This is a genomic window from Pseudoalteromonas sp. SG44-1 (genome assembly GCF_014164315.1).
GTDB classification, from domain to species: Bacteria; Pseudomonadota; Gammaproteobacteria; order Enterobacterales; family Alteromonadaceae; genus Pseudoalteromonas; species Pseudoalteromonas rhizosphaerae.
Window position 1 is genome coordinate 120,274 of record NZ_JACJEW010000008.1, and the last position, 16,488, is coordinate 136,761.

Annotated in this window: 13 protein-coding genes; 8 read left to right on the plus strand and 5 right to left on the minus strand. The window is 38.4% G+C overall.

The genetic code is table 11. The features are described 5' to 3' along the window. Nucleotides 1–20 precede the first annotated feature (20 nt). Complete coding sequence (locus H5187_RS05915) at nucleotides 21–884, minus strand: S1/P1 nuclease (protein ID WP_182794467.1); 864 nt, start codon at nucleotides 882–884, stop codon at nucleotides 21–23. 221 nt (nucleotides 885–1,105) lie between these two features. On the opposite strand from H5187_RS05915, the gene H5187_RS05920 reads away from it, so the two are divergent. Together H5187_RS05920 and H5187_RS05925 are read left to right on the plus strand one after the other, a co-directional pair. Further along, a complete protein-coding gene (locus tag H5187_RS05920; protein WP_182794466.1) occupies nucleotides 1,106–2,002 on the plus strand; it encodes a PhnD/SsuA/transferrin family substrate-binding protein in 897 nt (298 codons plus the stop codon). Then, nucleotides 1,995–2,942, plus strand: coding sequence for a hypothetical protein (locus tag H5187_RS05925; protein ID WP_182717579.1), 948 nt, complete (start codon nucleotides 1,995–1,997; stop codon nucleotides 2,940–2,942). Before H5187_RS05920 ends, H5187_RS05925 begins: the two co-directional genes overlap by 8 nt. Nucleotides 2,943–3,020: 78 nt before the next feature. Here the strand turns inward: H5187_RS05925 and ushA are convergent, their stop codons facing one another. After that, nucleotides 3,021–4,655 (minus strand): bifunctional UDP-sugar hydrolase/5'-nucleotidase UshA, encoded by a 1,635-nt coding sequence (ushA, locus tag H5187_RS05930; RefSeq protein ID WP_182794465.1) that lies wholly within the window; start codon nucleotides 4,653–4,655, stop codon nucleotides 3,021–3,023. Between the two features lie 77 nt (nucleotides 4,656–4,732). Then, nucleotides 4,733–4,930, minus strand: a complete 198-nt coding sequence (locus H5187_RS05935; protein WP_145234351.1) for a hypothetical protein — start codon at nucleotides 4,928–4,930, stop codon at nucleotides 4,733–4,735. A gap of 263 nt (nucleotides 4,931–5,193) precedes the next feature. Here H5187_RS05935 and H5187_RS05940 point away from each other — a divergent pair, with 263 nt between their 5' ends. Next, the gene (locus tag H5187_RS05940) at nucleotides 5,194–5,937 is read left to right on the plus strand and encodes a peptidylprolyl isomerase (protein WP_182739511.1); all 744 of its coding nucleotides are present in this window, start codon (nucleotides 5,194–5,196) and stop codon (nucleotides 5,935–5,937) included. Nucleotides 5,938–5,987: 50 nt separating this feature from the next. Here H5187_RS05940 and H5187_RS05945 read toward each other — a convergent pair whose 3' ends face one another. After that, complete coding sequence (locus tag H5187_RS05945) at nucleotides 5,988–6,407, minus strand: MAPEG family protein (protein WP_182739512.1); 420 nt, start codon at nucleotides 6,405–6,407, stop codon at nucleotides 5,988–5,990. A 154-nt stretch (nucleotides 6,408–6,561) separates the two neighbouring features. Here H5187_RS05945 and H5187_RS05950 point away from each other — a divergent pair, with 154 nt between their 5' ends. The 3 genes from H5187_RS05950 to H5187_RS05960 all read left to right on the plus strand — a co-directional run bounded on the left by H5187_RS05950 (nucleotide 6,562) and on the right by H5187_RS05960 (nucleotide 10,733). Next, nucleotides 6,562–9,441: an insulinase family protein gene (locus H5187_RS05950; protein WP_182797642.1), complete on the plus strand. Its 2,880-nt coding sequence runs from the start codon at nucleotides 6,562–6,564 to the stop codon at nucleotides 9,439–9,441. A 146-nt stretch (nucleotides 9,442–9,587) separates the two neighbouring features. Further along, nucleotides 9,588–10,178, plus strand: coding sequence for a DUF1287 domain-containing protein (locus H5187_RS05955; RefSeq protein WP_149979991.1), 591 nt, complete (start codon nucleotides 9,588–9,590; stop codon nucleotides 10,176–10,178). Between the two features lie 150 nt (nucleotides 10,179–10,328). Beyond that, nucleotides 10,329–10,733, plus strand: a complete 405-nt coding sequence (locus H5187_RS05960; protein WP_182739515.1) for a DUF1801 domain-containing protein — start codon at nucleotides 10,329–10,331, stop codon at nucleotides 10,731–10,733. Nucleotides 10,734–10,813: 80 nt separating this feature from the next. Here H5187_RS05960 and H5187_RS05965 read toward each other — a convergent pair whose 3' ends face one another. Then, nucleotides 10,814–12,994, minus strand: a complete 2,181-nt coding sequence (locus H5187_RS05965) for an OsmC domain/YcaO domain-containing protein (RefSeq protein WP_182797643.1) — start codon at nucleotides 12,992–12,994, stop codon at nucleotides 10,814–10,816. Between the two features lie 383 nt (nucleotides 12,995–13,377). Between H5187_RS05965 and H5187_RS05970 the strand changes: the two genes are divergently transcribed. Both H5187_RS05970 and H5187_RS05975 read left to right on the plus strand, forming a co-directional pair. Next, a complete protein-coding gene (locus H5187_RS05970) occupies nucleotides 13,378–13,812 on the plus strand; it encodes an antitoxin Xre/MbcA/ParS toxin-binding domain-containing protein (protein ID WP_182739517.1) in 435 nt (144 codons plus the stop codon). After that, nucleotides 13,812–14,285: an RES family NAD+ phosphorylase gene (locus tag H5187_RS05975; RefSeq protein ID WP_182739518.1), complete on the plus strand. Its 474-nt coding sequence runs from the start codon at nucleotides 13,812–13,814 to the stop codon at nucleotides 14,283–14,285. Before H5187_RS05970 ends, H5187_RS05975 begins: the two co-directional genes overlap by 1 nt. Nucleotides 14,286–16,488 lie beyond the last annotated feature (2,203 nt).

A 16,488-nucleotide genomic window follows, 5' to 3' on the forward strand; every position in this document is an offset into this window, starting at 1 on the left:
CCGTGGAAAGTTAAGGTTTATTACTTGTTTGTGTTAGCTGACATCTTAAGTGCCTTTGCTAACGGTTTTGCTGAACTATCAAATAACGTATTTAATAATCCTGCTAATCGAATACCGGCTTGTTGTAAGCGAGTTTTAATAATCGGTGTGTTTTCGTAAATGTAGCTAAAGCCAATCTCGTCATTATTTAGCTTGTATAGTTTGTCAGCTAAATTGTGTGACTCTGTTACCCATTGCTCTGGTGAACTGGCTAGGTACTCAGCAATTATTTCTGCATTATTAGTATCAATAAACTGCGCGAATTCAGTGAATGATAGGTTCTCATTTTCGATTAATTTAGTGTCCCACAATGAGTGCAGGTTGGTTGGCTGGCCAAAAAAGGTAACGTTAACACGGTTACCACCTCTGTCTTCTGCACGTCCGGCATGAAACGGCTGATGGCTATCGCCAACTAAATGAACAAGAAAGCGTAAGCTAAAACGTTTTGCATCTATTGAGCTGTTTTTGTTTTTTAATGTATCGATGGCAAAATACATCCCTTCAAGAATGTTGCTTACATTATCTTTATTTAAATTTTCATCGTGGCTGTGAGTAAATGTAGATGAGTTGCTTGGCGCGTTAATGTAATGCCAACGAGAAGATTTTTTTTGCCAAAAAGGACTCGGATCAGAGCGCATTTCATCAGCCCAAGTAGCAATTTGCGCTAGGCTTTGCCCTTCTAAAAGTTCTTTAAGCTCTGCTTTAGTTGCGTCTGTTATGTGATTTTCGGCAATTTTACCGACAATTCTGTGGCCATTTTGTCCCCAAGCCAATACATTTTGTGATGATAAAAGTACTGCGCCGACTAAAAGATAACTAAATCCATGTGTAATTTTGCGTAACATTTGTGTTTTCCTCAATGATCTTATTTGACAAGAGCGGCCTCTTCTATGGCGCGAATTGTCCTGATTTTGAGATAAATAGGAAGGACTCAAAGAAATTCATAATTTCCCATTGATAGTTCTTTCAATTCATAAGCTTAACTGTTTTGGGTAAAATTACTTGTTGTAATAAGTAATTTAAATTGGTCAAATAGGAGGATGAATCGTTTTGGATTGTTGAACTTTTGAAAATTAAACAGCTGCTTTTGCAACACAGCTTCTTTGTTACTGTTTTGTTACTGTTTTTTTTGTTGGTTTGGCTCAGTGGCCAGCTGAGTGTGGTTACATCAACGGGGACCTTGAAGCCTTTAATTGAAACATCTAGTCGCTGTCAGACGAGGGCAACAGAAAACCAATTGCAATTAATTGTCTATGCCTCGTCGCAAAAGGTTGCTCGTTTTTTAACACAAAACCTGTGTGACGATCCCGTTGTAGCAAAACAATATGGCGAAGTGATCGCTTTATGGGGTTACCGTACTGCCGATAGCATTGAGTTCATTGGTAAAGGTATTGCTGATTTAATTTTAGCAAAAAACAACATTATGTCAGCCTTCAAAGCTGAATCGACCTATAACTACCAGCCTGTGGTTGGCTTTCCAAGTTATACTGCGTTTTTTATTTCAGCTAAAGAAAAGCCAAAAATTAACAAGCAATACTTTTTGGGGAAACGGATTGGCTTACTTGATTATCCTACAAGCCGATCGGGGCATATACTACCTAAACAAAAGTTTAAAGATTTAGGGATCAACCTTGAAAATTTAAAAATTACTTACGCCAGTTCACATAATGAGCTTAGGGAGTTATTAGCCAATGGACAGGTTGATTTAATAGCCTCTTTTTGGAAGGAAGCAGATCAGGCGCATTTTTCTAAAAATTATATAACTCCAATCAGCGATAATGTAATAGGCACACGTTGGTACTTTAAAATGCAGCATGAGAACACTGATTTGCTGTGCGCTATCCAATCTCAATTAATCCAATTATCTAAGCAGCAAGTGTCGACTTATTTTAATCATGTTGAACCATATTGGCATTGTTCAGCGGGTAAAGCTGAATTCTTAGGAGAGCAACGTGATGAATAATAAGCGCTTGTTTGGCGTGACACTGCTTATTTTTAGTGCGGCGCTATTGACGTTTAAACTCTCTAGTTATCTGCAGCAGGCGCAACATAACGATTTAATAATGGCTGATATTGAAAACCGAATTGCACTAGATTTACCTCGGTTAGACTTATCAAATCGTTTTTTGAAACACTCGGGTAATCATGATGCTATTGTTGGTTATCTACAACGTTTGAATATGCAATTGATACAACAGCCAATTCAAGTTAATACCATCAATGATGTCTCACTGGCATTAACAAATAATGGCCGCGAAAGTCGGATAGAGTATCTTGAAACAAGTGATCAAAAAGTTGCGATTACATTTTTAATTGAGACGCGTTGGTGGCATATAAGCGATATTTATACCTTTATGGTATTGTTATTATTGGCTTTTTTATTTTCTAAGTGGGCTGAACTTATTAACCGAACATCGCTGAAACACTTAGCATTAAAAGAACAAGTAGAGCAACTTCCACTGATTAATGTGCAAGTGAAACTAGTGATTGATTTGCAAGCCAAAGTTTTGGCTATTAATGATAACGCTGAGATAAAAGCTGGCTTAGCTAACAAACCACTGTGTTTTTACTTGGCTTTAATCGAGTTTTGCGTTGAGAATCCGGACGTGATACTTAATCAAAACAAAGATGTGCCGGATGAGTTAATTGAACTTGCTAATAAGTATTTTTACCGATTAACACAACTTGGCCATACTATTCGTAAACGGCCTAATTTTACTAACAGTCTAGAAAAAACCTTGAGTGAAATTAGGGCTGCATTGGATGAGGTACTTATTGAACACTCACAGCTGAAGGAGAAATATTACCCTCCTAAGGCACATGGTGAAGGCTCTCGGTCACGGTTACATAGTTATGGTTTATCGAATATCAAAGCAGATGATATAGAGGTGATAGGCAAATAACCTTAACCTGGTTAGTAAGTTAGTTCAGAATAAAAACCTCACACTGCTAATACTTAAACTGTGTGAGGTAAGCTCTGATTATTTAGGAGCAAATTCAATGGCTTTGACTGGACTATTTTCAATAAAGAAGCGTTTCAATGCCTGTGCATCTGTTTCGTCAGTGCTGACAAATCCTTTATGATTTATCAGTATCGGGTAGCCGTCACCGCCAGATGCATTGTAGCTATTAATGCTCGTGCGATAGGTTTTGTTTTTATCCAGAACTTTGCCGTTGATCATCACTTTAGTCAGCGCATTATCGTTACGCTCGAAGCTTAATTTGTGGTATTGCAAATAAGCACCAGAATCCGGTGGGAAACTAGTTACAGTCTCAAGGTAATCCCAAAGCTCTTGGCCTTGCCAATCAACATACGCGATGCGATTTTTAAAAGGGTGTACTTTTAAAATATCTTTATAACTAACTGCACCTGCAGCAATACTATCACGTACGCCACCGCCACTGATGATACCAAAATCAGCGCCAACAACATTCATTTGTGCTTGCACAATAACGCGCGCTAAGTTGGTTTGTTGATAACGAACTTTATTGCGATCGCCCTCAAGCTTTGCATCAACATAACCAATTTCACCTTCAATTTGTTTTGCACCTTTGGCTTGGTAATCAGCTAAAAATGTTTTTAAGGCAGCGTCTGGTTTGATGTATTCGTTGGCAAGCTCAGGCTTAATTGAACCATCAGCTTGCGTTTTATCAACGTATAAGTTAACTGGCAATAGTTTATAATCTAATAAGGTTAATACGCCGTTTTCTTGTTTAAACTCGGCTTTGCCGACATATTTACCCCATTCATGAGCTTGCATTATCCACGTACCATTTTGTTGGTCTGGTTTACATGTCATACCGGGTTTAAAGTTATCGTCATTTTTATTTTCGCTTGCCATGCACACAGGTTCTTGTGAGTGACCGCCGATGATCATATCAAGGGTATGAGCTGGTAAAGAGCGGGCAAGGGTAACATCGCCAGGTGCATTTATACCATAATTCGCATCAACATAATGACCCATATGAGTTACTGCAATCGTGATATCCGGTTGATATTGTGCTTTGATTTTCTCGGCTAAAGCTTGGGTTACTGCAACGGGCTCTTGAAATTCAAGGCCGCCGATATACTGCGGGTTGCCTATTTTAGCGGTATCTGTGGTTGTCAAACCAATAACGGCGATTTTCAGCCCCTGTTTGTTAAAAATCTTATAAGATTCGAAGGCATTTTTACCGGTTTTTTTATCAATTATATTAGCCGAAAGAAGCGGGAAATTTGCCCACTGCTGCTGTTGTTTTAAAACACTCAGTGGATTATCAAATTCATGATTACCAATCGCCATCGCATCGTAACCAATTAATGACATTCCTTTAAAATCAGGCTCTGCAAATTGCAGGTCTGATTCTGGAATGCCTGTATTTATATCACCACCAGATAGAAGTAGCACTGCGTGACCTTGTTGCTGCGCATCAGCACGTAACTGGTCTATTAAGGTTTTACGTGCAGCCATACCGTATTCACCTTTTTCGTTATGCCAAAAACGGCCATGATTATCATTGGTATGTAAAATGGTGAGATAGTGAATATCTGCTGTGTCAGCTTGTTGAACGGAGGTTTGATGATTACTACATGCAGTAATGCTTAGTAATAGGAAAAATGAAAGTAATATGCGCATAATATGACCCGTGTTGTCAGTGTTGTGCTATTTATTAAGCGCATAGTTTAAACTAGTTTTATTGTAAAATAACGTAATTATTCTATTTTAATGTCATCTTGGAAATTTAACTTTCCAGTTGCCGCTAATTGACGTCGCTGTAACTCTTGTTCTGCTAATGCTGATTTTTCATGGTTATTACCCACCATCCAGTTTAAAAAGCTTGCCGGTAACTTAGTGTACGCCTCTCCTTGGTGTAAACCAAAATCACAGATGTGTTGCTCTTCATACGACATAGTTGTTAATCCTGTTGTGTGTGTTTTATTGTTATAAATAATACTAACAAAATAAACTCGGCTATTAAGACGATTTCGTTTTAAACAAAATTTATTTATAACGTGAGTGAATAACAACACATTGTAACCACATGTAATTTAAATGTAATCAATTCGGTTTGATTTGTTTAAAGGTACGTTTTGCTATCGTAATCTCCACAAGAGTTCTTTACTATTTGCATTAAATTCACATAACCACAACATTCTTCAGGATAAATATAATAATGAAAAAACTATTACTATGCGGTTTGTTAACCGCAACCTCATTTGCAAGCCATGCAACTGTAGTTGAAATGCAAACTTCACAAGGTGCTATTAAGGTTGATTTGTTTGATCAACAGACCCCCAAAACGGTCGAGAACTTTTTAAGTTATATACAAAGTGATGCGTACAATCAAACCGTGATCCACCGTTCAATCAAGGATTTTATTATTCAAGGTGGAGGCTTTACTTTTACCGATGATTTTAAAGCGATCACAACGTCACCAGCTGTTGTGAATGAGCCAGAATTATCGAATGTAAAAGGCACGATTGCCATGGCTAAATTAAGCAATAATGCGAATAGTGCCACAAGTCAATGGTTTTTTAATCTCAAAGATAATAGCGCAAACTTAGATAAGCAAAATGGCGGTTTTACCGTATTTGGTCAGATTACAGCAGATAGTTATGCTGTGCTTGATAAGATCTCTGCGTTAGTGCATTGCGGTGAAATACCGGTAGTTAATCTAACTAAAGACCAATGTGCAAGTGCAGATACCACGTTGACTATTGCTAATTTAGTGTCGATCAATAGTGTTCTGGTACTTGATGATGATCCAAATTCGTCAGTAAATTTATCTCCAAAAGAAAATACGCTAATTGACGATCCGACTCCAACTCAGCCTGATGATGGGGATAGCTCAAGTGGTAGTATGAGCTGGTTACTACCATTATTATTGCTTGGCTTTAAACGCCGCCGCGCAGCTTAAAGGTATATACTTGCTATCGGGTTATGTGTCCCGATAGCAAACGTAACGCTTTAGAGTGCAAATACCCGCATTACTAATAACACCCACATAGTTAAAACCAGTAAACAGCCAAGCAAAAAGCTATAATAGCGAGGTTTTACGCTATTGCTGCCTAAATGAATAATACTGTGAATGACGCGCGAAATCACAAAACCCCAGGCTAAAGTAATAAATACATAACCCGCTGCATTGAGCTGTAAAGCAGCTAAACAGGCTACAAAAAATAGCACTGGTATTTCAAACTGATTAATAAAGTTTCTACCGGCAATATATACATCATCACCCGCATTATTTAATTGCATAGTGGCAAAATCTTGCATAGTAATCGTTTTGTTACGCGCCGCACTAAAACGGCGGCGGCCCATGACTACCATTACCGTAAAAGTGAGTAGTACCTGAGAAAACATCGCGAGTAATACATATTTTTCCATTAAGAGTCTCATTTGATAAATAACGTAACTTTAAGCCTAGCAGTTTGTCTTTATAATTCACAATGTGTTACAAAGTATTTAGAAAAATGATTGCAAGCTTTTTGAATTTTACCGATCATTCAAACAACAAATAAGTATGGATCACATTCTCAATATGAAAAAAATAATTACTTTAAGCGCTATTGCTTTAGCAGTATTAAGTGGCTGCGGGACTACCACCACAGCGGTACAGCAGCAAACGTCATTACTTTCAGATACGCTGGTAATAAGTCCCAACGATACTCGTCAATATAAAACCCTTAAACTTGCGAATGAGATTGAAGTAATTTTAGTGTCGGATCCAACTGCTGAAAAATCAGCAGCTTCATTGAGTGTGGGTGTTGGTTTATTACATGATCCAATTAGCCAGCAGGGAATGGCGCATTATTTAGAGCACATGCTATTTTTAGGCACAGATCGTTACCCAGATACCAAGGGTTACTCTGATTTTATGACTAAAAACGGCGGCGCCCACAATGCTTATACATGGTTAGATATTACTAATTACATGTTTGAAGTAAATAACGATGCTTACGATGAAGCATTGGATCGTTTTGCTGACTTTTTTAAATCCCCTAAGCTTTACCCAGAATACACCGATAAAGAAAAAAACGCAGTAAACGCCGAATGGTCAATGCGTCGCGAGATGGATTTTTTTGGTCAGTTTAAGCTTGCCCGACAAATGATGGGCGATCATCCAGCTAATCGTTTTTTAATCGGTAATCTTGAAACATTAGGTGATAAAGACGGTAGCTCTCTACATAAAGAAACCGTTGATTTTTATAATAAATACTACTCTTCTAACATTATGAAAGTAGCAATGATTTCAAATCTACCACTTGCGGAAATGGAAGCGAAAGCACAAAAATACTTCGCTGATATTGAAGATAAAAAGATCGACAAACCAACTGTTACCACAAAGCTAGATTTTGATAACGTTGGTGGAAAACGCGTTCACTACGCGCCGAATGAAGACGTAAAAGAGTTACAACTTGATTTTACTATTACCGATAACAGCAATGAGTTTGCCGTTAAACCTAACCGTTTTGTAGCATACTTATTAAGCAATGAAATGCAAGGTAGCCCGGCGCAAATTTTGCGTGATAAAGGCTGGGTTTCACAACTTTCAGCCGGGGCAGCACCAACCCAATATGGTAATTACGGTGCGCTGACGGTTAATGTGCAATTAACCGATGAAGGCATGAAAAACCGTGAAACGATCGTTGCAACAATAATGCAATATATTGATTTGATCAAAAAAGAAGGTGTAGATAGTAAATACTTTAATGAAATTCGCACTTCACTTAATAATGAATTTCAATTTTTAGAAAAAGGCGATGAATTTGGCTATGTCAGTAATTTAACTGGTAGCATGCAAGATTATCCACTAAACCACGTTATTAATGCGCCTTTTTATTATGCTAAGTTTGATGCAGCTGCGATCAACAACGTACTTGCGCAACTCAATGCTGATACTCTACGTATTTGGTATACCTCACAGCAAGAAGAAACCGATTCACAATTGCATTTTTACGATGGTAAATACCGCATTGAAGATATCAGTGATGCTGAAATTGCCAGCTGGAGTAAGCCTAGTCAGTTTGCCTTAGCATTACCTACGGTAAATCGTTTATTACCTGAGAGTTTTGCGATTAAAACGGCACAATTTGCAGAGCAAAAACACCCTAAGCTGGTATATGATAAAAATGGCGTAAAAGTATGGCGCCAAGCGAGTCAAAACTTTGCCGAGCAACCGAAAGGTTTGGTCGAAGTTTACTTAAATACCCCAGATGCTCTGACGGATATCAAAGCTAAAGTACTTTATTCAGTATGGTCTGACTTATTTAACTTACAACAAAGCAAGCTAAGTACCGAAGCTGCCGTGGCAGGTATGAGTGTTGGCCTTGAAGCAAGTAACGGACTTATCCTTTCAATGAGTGGTTTTACCGATAAACAAAATGTTTTACTCGCGCAAGCATTGACAAATATTGATGTGCAAGTAACTGAGCAAGGTTTTGCTCAAGCGCTTGATCGTTACCAACGTGATTTATTAAACGCCCAAAAACAATTCCCTTATTATCAAGCGTTTGGTGAGTATTCTAAATTAATACGAACTGGCAGCTTTGACACCGATGCACTGATCAATACGGCAAAAGCATTAACCATTGCAGATTTTGAGCAGCTTAAACAGCATACCTTTGCTAATAACGAAATGCGGGTGTTCACTTATGGTAACTATAACCAATCAGATGTTGAAGCGATAGCTAAAGAGTTAACGGCAGTTTTACCAGCGGCGCATAAAAGCACTGAATTTGCGCGCAGTAAAGCGTGGTTACCGCAACCAGGCGAAACGATTGTATTGCAAAAAGATATTGATGTGGCTGATGTTGCTATTATTGATATGACCGTACACCCGATTGCAGGCTATAAGCAAAAAGCGCAAGCGCAAGTTTTACAAGGTCACTTTAGTACCGTCGCGTTTGACAAGTTACGTACTGAAGAGCAATTAGCATATGCGGTTGGTGGCTTAGCACGGCCAATTGAAGATTACTCAGCGATTGGCTTGTTTATTCAAACCCCAGTAAAAGATGTAAAAACCATGCAAGCGCGTTTTGAAGAGTTCAAAATGCAATATGCAGTAGAGCTTGATAACATGAGCGAAGAAACGTTTGCTCAACTTAAAAATGCCGTATTAGTGTCGCTTAAACAGCAGCCTAAAAATCTTAGCGATGAAATGGGCCCACTGATTGGCGATTGGTATCGTGAAAACTTTGATTTTGATTCAAAGGATAAGTTAATCGCTGAAGTTGAAAAAGTCACGCTTGCAGATATTAAAGACTACTACCAGCAAACTATGTTAAACCCACAAGCTGCGCGTTTAAACGTACAGCTTCGTGGTAGCAAATTTGCCGACAAACCGTTTGCAGATTTACCAAAACAAACATTGGTAACAGACTTACAAGCGCACTTTAATGGCATTAAATTGCAAAAGTAATTTAGCACATTGAAGCGTTGAAAAAGATTAAAGCCCAAGCGATTTGCTTGGGCTTTTTTATGAATCATTATCTTTTAAATAATTTACAAAATGTACGTACAGTGTAACTATATAAAAAAGGAACAGCTCAAACCGCTAGGATTTTGATGAATAAAATAGTGTGCATATTGCTACTGCTAAGCCCTTTTTATAGCTTAGCCAACTCATTTGCTGTTGATTTTGTAAACGCTGCAAATGATAGAACAACACAAAGCGTGCGCTATGACGGCGCTTATCACCGCATTGCCTATCCAAATGGCGATGTACCTGCCAATATTGGCGTATGCACAGATGTGATTATTCGCAGCTACCGAGCACTGGGTATCGATTTACAAAAGTTAGTTCATGAAGATATGCGCGATAATTTTTCAGTCTATCCATCAACAAGAATATGGGGGCTAACTAAACCCGATAGTAATATTGATCATCGTCGCGTGCCTAATTTACAGGCTTTTTTTAAACGCCACGCTACAGTACTGCCCATAACTAATAATGCTCAGACCTATAAAGCAGGCGATATTGTCACGTGGATGCTGCCGGGCAATTTGCCGCATATCGGTATCGTGGTAGATACATACACTGCTGATAACAAAACCCCATTAATAGTGCATAACATAGGCGCAGGGCCGCAACTTGAGGATGTACTGTTTCGTTATAAGATCACCGGCCATTATCGGTATGAGCCAGCCGTTAATTGATTGCGGGTATCTGGAAACATTCAGAAAAGCCGGCATGGTTAGCTAAAAAGCCGAAGTGGCAGGGCAAAATTTACTCAGCACAGATAAACAAAGTAAAAATACTTGAGTTAACGAAATAGCCTAATTTTACGACTCTTTAAGGAGCGTTAAATGAATCAGAGTGTTAAACAAAAATTTACGACGTACCCTGAAAATATCGCGGTTGTATTACATGAGATCAGAAGTCTGATTTTGCAGGTAGCTGTGCAGGATGGCATCACTGAACTTGAAGAAACACTCAAGTGGGGAGAGCCGAGTTATATTTCAAAAATAGGCACTACCATTCGTTTTGATCACAAACCAAAATCAGCTGAGCAATTTTGTATTTACTTTAACTGTAAAACTAAACTTATTGAAACCTTCAAAGAGCTTTATGGTGATACGTTTAGCTATGAAGGTAACCGTGCTTTGGTGTTTAAGCTTAATCAAACCGTGCCAGTTAAAGAGTTAGCCCATTGTATATCGTTGGCTTTGCGCTATAAAAAAATAAAGCACCTGCCATTGCTAGGTGCTTAAATTTAAGAAGTTATTGTCCGACAGAAAGAGTAACAGCGCGATATAAAATCCCGCCTACGCAAATCTCGCGCTGACAATAGTTATTTGGCTCTTGCAGCGCGAGCCCCATGCAGTTTTTTATAGCTGTCGATCAAACGCTGATGACGATCTAACCCTTCAAGTTGCATATTGGTTGGAGTTAAACCGTAGAACATCACATCACCATTGATAGAGCCGACTACTGCATCCATTACTTCTTGGCCAAACATGCGGGTGAAGCTGTGAATGTAGTCTTCAATTTCTAAGTCATCATTTAGCGCAACTTCTAAAGTCGCGTGCATTGCTTGATAGAACAACCCGCGTTCAACGGTGTTATCGTTAAATTGCAAGAAGGTTTCAACCAGTTCCATGGTCGCTTCTAAGTCACCCAGTGCTAAGTAAATTAACAGCTTAAGTTCAAGTATCGTTAACTGACCCCAAACGGTATTTTCGTCAAACTCAACACCAATTAGGGTAATAATGTCGATGTAGTTATCAAGCTGGCTGTCTTCTAGGCGCTCAACTAAATCGGCAAGCTGATCTTCATCTAAGCTGTGCAGATTTAAAATGTCTTCACGGTACTTAAGGGCTTTGTTGGTGTTATCCCAAATTAAGTCTTCTACTGGGTAAACTTCAGAGTAATCAGGCACTAAAATACGACACGCTGTGCCTAGGTCTGAAAACTCAGCAATGTAAGCTTCTTTACCTAAGTCTTTTAAAATACCGAACAAGCTTGCGGTTTCTTCTTCGTTAGTGCCGGAGAAATCCCATTCAACAAAGTCATAATCGTGCTTCGCACTGAAAAAGCGCCATGAAATTTTACCTGTTGAGTCAATAAAGTGCTCAACAAAGTTTTCAGGCTCTGATACGGCCATGCTGTTAAAGGTGGGTTTTGGTACGTCATTTAAGCCTTCAAAGCTGCGACCTTGTAATAGCTCAGTTAAGCTGCGCTCAAGGGCGACTTCAAAGCTTGGGTGTGCACCAAATGAAGCAAATACGCCACCGGTTTTTGGGTTCATTAAGGTAACGCACATCACTGGAAACTGTCCGCCAAGGGAGGCATCTTTTACCACAACTGGAAAGCCTTGCTCTTCTAAGCCTTTAATACCAGCAACAATACCTGGATATTTAGCAAGTACTTCTTCCGGTACATCAGGCAGTACAATTTCTTGTTCGATAATTTGGCGTTTAACCGCGCGCTCAAAAATCTCAGATAAACATTGTACTTTGGCTTCTGCAAAGTTATTACCGGCACTCATACCGTTACTTAAAAATAAGTTTTCAATTAAGTTTGATGGAAAGTATACGGTTTCGCCGTCAGATTGACGCACATACGGGATAGAGCAAATACCGCGCTCAATATTACCTGAGTTTGTGTCGATAAGGTGCGAGCCGCACAGTTCATCTTCAGGGTTGTAAATGCTCAAGGTATAGTCGTCTAAAATACCTTCTGGTAGTGAGTCATCATCAGTGAGCTGAAACCATTTTTCGTTCGGGTAATGAACAAATTCGCTGTTGGCAATTTCTTCACCAAGGAACTGGTCATTGTAAAAAAAGTTACAGTTTAAACGTTCAATAAACTCGCCAAGGGCTGAACATAATGCGCTTTCTTTGCTGGCGCCTTTACCATTGGTAAAACACATCGGTGATGCAGCATCACGAATATGCAATGACCAGACGTTTGGTACAATATTACGCCATGATGAAATTTCAATCTTCATGCCTAAGTCAGCCAAAATCGCAGTCATATCAGCAATGGTTTGCTCAAGCGGTAAATCTTTACCTAAAATAAAGGTGTTTTCGCTGCCTGCTGATTTTGCCATTAACATGGCTTGCGCGTCGTTATCTAAGCTCTCTACGGCATCAATTTTAAATTCAGGTATGGTTTGAATAACACGCTTTACGGTACAACGATCAATAGAGCGTAAAATGCCGGTGCGGTCTTTTTCAGAAATACTTTCAGGGAGTTCAACCTGGATTTGGAAGATTTGGTTATAACGATCTTCAGGATCAACAATGTTGTTTTGCGCAACACGAATACCGTCAGTCGAGATATCACGGGCATTACAATACACTTTAATAAAGTACGCAGCACATAAAGCCGAAGATGCTAAAAAGTAGTCAAATGGACTTGGCGCAGAGCCATCGCCTTTGTAACGGATTGGTTGATCCGCAATGACTGAGAAATCGTCAAACTTAGCTTCTAATCTAAGATTATCGAGAAAATTAACTTTAATTTCCATTGAGTTGGTCCACCTTCATGCGCACTAATAAGTAAGGCTTGCAGGTGTTTGCGCCAGACTTAGTCAGTGTATTTTCATTTAGCTGCAATTATCCGCTTTTTAGGGGAGCAGATACAAGTAATAGTCGTGGTTAATTGGAAAAGAGTAATGCTCGCGAGGGTAAAGTTAGCAAGGTTAAAGGCCAAAGTTGTTAGTGTGTTTGAATTTACTCAAGAGAGTACTTTACATTAGACTGATACAGAATTAGACAAATTGCATGGTGCGCATGAGATGCAAGAACCCCAGCGGCCATCTCGTTCAGCTATCAGCGAATAGCGCTATGTCACCTTGCTAGTTTTGACACTTGGTATTATAATTAACGACAATTGTCGCTGGAGGTGTCTATGGAAACTTTAAAGTTTGATTTTATAAAAGTAGTGAGTGGTGGGTTAATCACTAATAACTCTAATGCACTAGAAGAAATTACTGTTGCTACTACAGGCTTGAAAGCTTCGTCCATTTTCCTTCTTAGTAAATCGCTTGGATGGGAACAAAAACTAATAGCTAAGACTATTGGTACTACTACGCGGACATTGGAGCGACATGTAAAAGAGCGCAAACGTTTAGGTATTAACTTAAGTCAAAATGCATTGGAAGTTGCACGTTTGTCGTCTATAGGTATTTCATACTTTGGTGATGTAAAACGTTGGAATGAGTGGTTGAACACCGCTCATACGCAGTTCGATGGCAATGCGCCAAAAGAATTTTTGCATACCATTCGCGGCCGTGAGTTAATTAAGCGAATTATTTATGGGCTAGAGTATGGATTCACTGCTTGATGATTTGTTATAGAATTGCCCCAACTGAACATAACAATTCAAATAACGCGCTATCAGGCCTAGGTGGGCTTTATGCAGAAGGTAGATGGCACATGGCTGGTAAACCTGTTGTTTACACAGCAAGTAGCCGTTCACTTGCAATGCTTGAGAGGTTAGTGAACGACTCTACGGATATACTTAACAAGCAGCTATCAGTCACATCTATATTGATACCTGATAAACTGAAAATTAAACGCTTGGTTGTATCTGATCTACCAAGTGACTGGGATGATCACCCTTATATATTAAAAACCCAAATAGTGGGTAGCGACTGGTTAACGAGTATGGGAGAAGCTGTACTGCAAGTTCCTTCATCTGTTTGTTCAGATGAGTATAATTTTATAATAAATCCCGCACATACTGATGCGCATGAAATAAAATGCGTTGAATGCCAACCATTTAGTTACCCTAAAAGATTAGCTTTAAAGCTTTAGTGATTTAGTAAGTGGCTGATTCGACCACTTACTATCAGCTTGAAAATATATTTTCAACCACTTAGGCATGTTTTTAGAGCCTATTTTCATTGCTTCCAATAAGTGCTATTTATACAAAACAGTTCAGACTGTAAGCAAGAATCGCTATTCACTAATTGTACTGGGTTTAATTTCTTAAACTTTGTGTCTGCCACAATTTAACAGAGCGTAGCGAAAACCTCGGGTGCTTGATTGCAGACCGGGAGGGGAGTGTTCAAAAATCAGTTAGTCGAATTAGATAATAAAGAAAAGCACAGTGCTTAGTTAGGACTCCTTTAAACGGGGGGGCGCTTGCGGGCGATTCTTTAATCTATTGATTTGATAGATAGAATAACTTAACCTATCTCATCTTAAATTTATTTAATAATCTAGGCGACAATAAGCACTCATGAAACAATTCTTTGTTAAAACACTGTCGGTCATTTGTAGTCTTTTATTTCTAATTATTAGTATTCTATTGATTTTCGGAATACTCACTCGTAGCGACGAGAGCTTAAATCTTTTTTTGTATATCCCATTCATATTTGCTCCGTACCTGTATGTTGTAGTTCGAGCATGGGAAGATAATATTTTAAAAAATCAGCATTTGATCATACGATTCATCATTCTCTGCTCGGTATTACTATTGATATTTCCTAGTGTGTTTGGTTACTTCTTATCAACAAGAGTTTATAAAATAACCTCTATTTTCTATTATACTAGTTCTACCTCTACTGCTGAAGTAGCGGTGTGTGAGCTTATAGGTTTGTTATTACTTCATTCGTTATTAACTTATTATACGAAAAAGCGAATAATACCAAATATATAAATTTAGTGAACAATTTGTTAGCGTGTATAAATTTTCAATAACAAGGTGCGTGATTGACTATGACATAGGGCCCGTAGTGGAATATTACAGGAGTAATTATTGAGTAATAGTTGGCTTATTATTTTGATTGAAAGCAACGTAGCTATTAGATAGTTAGGTCGCCTTAAAATGAACTTTCATTTAATGCAGTTGGCGCAAAGCCTACGTTAACAGACACTTTACTAAACGTTGTGTCATCGACGACATAATAGGTAGAAAGTAGAAGGCAAAGATAAGTAAAGAGATAAGTAACTTTCAGATTTTATCTCTGCTTATTTATCTAGGAGTATGCCAAGCCAATAAAGACATTGTTAAAGCCGCCCCCTAATCCCATATCACTCTAATTAATGGTATTCTTAACTTTATTTTTCTATTTTTCTATTTTTTTCTTTTTTCACAATAGAAAGTGCCGAGATTAATCACCAAAGGAATTACCAAACCGACAAAAAAAGCAATTAACAATATGATTGACAAGTTGGTGTAATAGATAATGGAAGGCCACCCTCTTTGGCTTTTTTTATAAGTTAGAGGCCAACCATGGTTGATAACTATTTTGGTAGTGAGAGTTTCAAGGCTGTACCCCGTTTTTATGCTTGATTTTTCTTCATGTGAAAGCATTATGGATGCTACTATTATAAAAATAAATAAGAGCTGGATAAACAAGCTTTTGGATGGATAAATAGTCTTGAGCATAATGATTATGGCTTTTTTAGATGGCTAAGGATATATGCGTTCAGTATAAAGAGGGCGTTCCTATTTTACAACTCATGCATACCAGCGTGAAAAACGCTTAGAAAGTACAATCACAGGCAAACAATCTAAAAGATCTTACGTTTTGCAGGCATTTCACGCCAAAATAGTTGTTAGCTTAAAAATCCGGCCACTTAGTAAAAAGTTAAATAGTATCAGTCAGTTATTTTTTTTCGAATAATTTGACTTTAATAGGGATAATGACCCATTTAATAGCTGAAATTAAAGTACCAAGTACCAAGTACCAAGTAGCAATAGAAATGTTTTGAGCCTAAAAAGTAAATTTAGTTGTACAGTTTTGTTTGCTCAATTAAAGTGGCTGTATAGTTAAATGGGTTTGTTTTTAACCTTCACCTCGCTAACTTTTTCCTGCACCTAATTCTCCTAAGCTATCACAGCTGCATTAAAAGCTAGTAATTAACTACACTAAAAGCTAATTTTCAACGTAAGCGTCTAGCAAAATGCACCTGCCAGTAACTCGTCAAAATGATTAAGCTATTTCCGAATTTCAATGAGGAGATAGCCATGAGAAAAACACGTAGCCTTGAACAGTGGCGCAGTATTATC

Excerpts from the sequence above, each read along its gene's own strand:
- H5187_RS05915 (WP_182794467.1), bottom strand. The coding sequence starts at position 884 with ATGTTACGCAAAATTACACATGGATTTAGTTATCTTTTAGTCGGCGCA.
- H5187_RS05925 (WP_182717579.1), top strand. The coding sequence starts at position 1,995 with ATGAATAATAAGCGCTTGTTTGGCGTGACACTGCTTATTTTTAGTGCG.
- ushA (WP_182794465.1), bottom strand. The coding sequence starts at position 4,655 with ATGCGCATATTACTTTCATTTTTCCTATTACTAAGCATTACTGCATGT.
- H5187_RS05935 (WP_145234351.1), bottom strand. The coding sequence starts at position 4,930 with ATGTCGTATGAAGAGCAACACATCTGTGATTTTGGTTTACACCAAGGA.
- H5187_RS05940 (WP_182739511.1), top strand. The coding sequence starts at position 5,194 with ATGAAAAAACTATTACTATGCGGTTTGTTAACCGCAACCTCATTTGCA.
- H5187_RS05945 (WP_182739512.1), bottom strand. The coding sequence starts at position 6,407 with ATGGAAAAATATGTATTACTCGCGATGTTTTCTCAGGTACTACTCACT.
- H5187_RS05950 (WP_182797642.1), top strand. The coding sequence starts at position 6,562 with ATGAAAAAAATAATTACTTTAAGCGCTATTGCTTTAGCAGTATTAAGT.
- H5187_RS05955 (WP_149979991.1), top strand. The coding sequence starts at position 9,588 with ATGAATAAAATAGTGTGCATATTGCTACTGCTAAGCCCTTTTTATAGC.
- H5187_RS05960 (WP_182739515.1), top strand. The coding sequence starts at position 10,329 with ATGAATCAGAGTGTTAAACAAAAATTTACGACGTACCCTGAAAATATC.
- H5187_RS05965 (WP_182797643.1), bottom strand. The coding sequence starts at position 12,994 with ATGGAAATTAAAGTTAATTTTCTCGATAATCTTAGATTAGAAGCTAAG.
- H5187_RS05970 (WP_182739517.1), top strand. The coding sequence starts at position 13,378 with ATGGAAACTTTAAAGTTTGATTTTATAAAAGTAGTGAGTGGTGGGTTA.
- H5187_RS05975 (WP_182739518.1), top strand. The coding sequence starts at position 13,812 with ATGATTTGTTATAGAATTGCCCCAACTGAACATAACAATTCAAATAAC.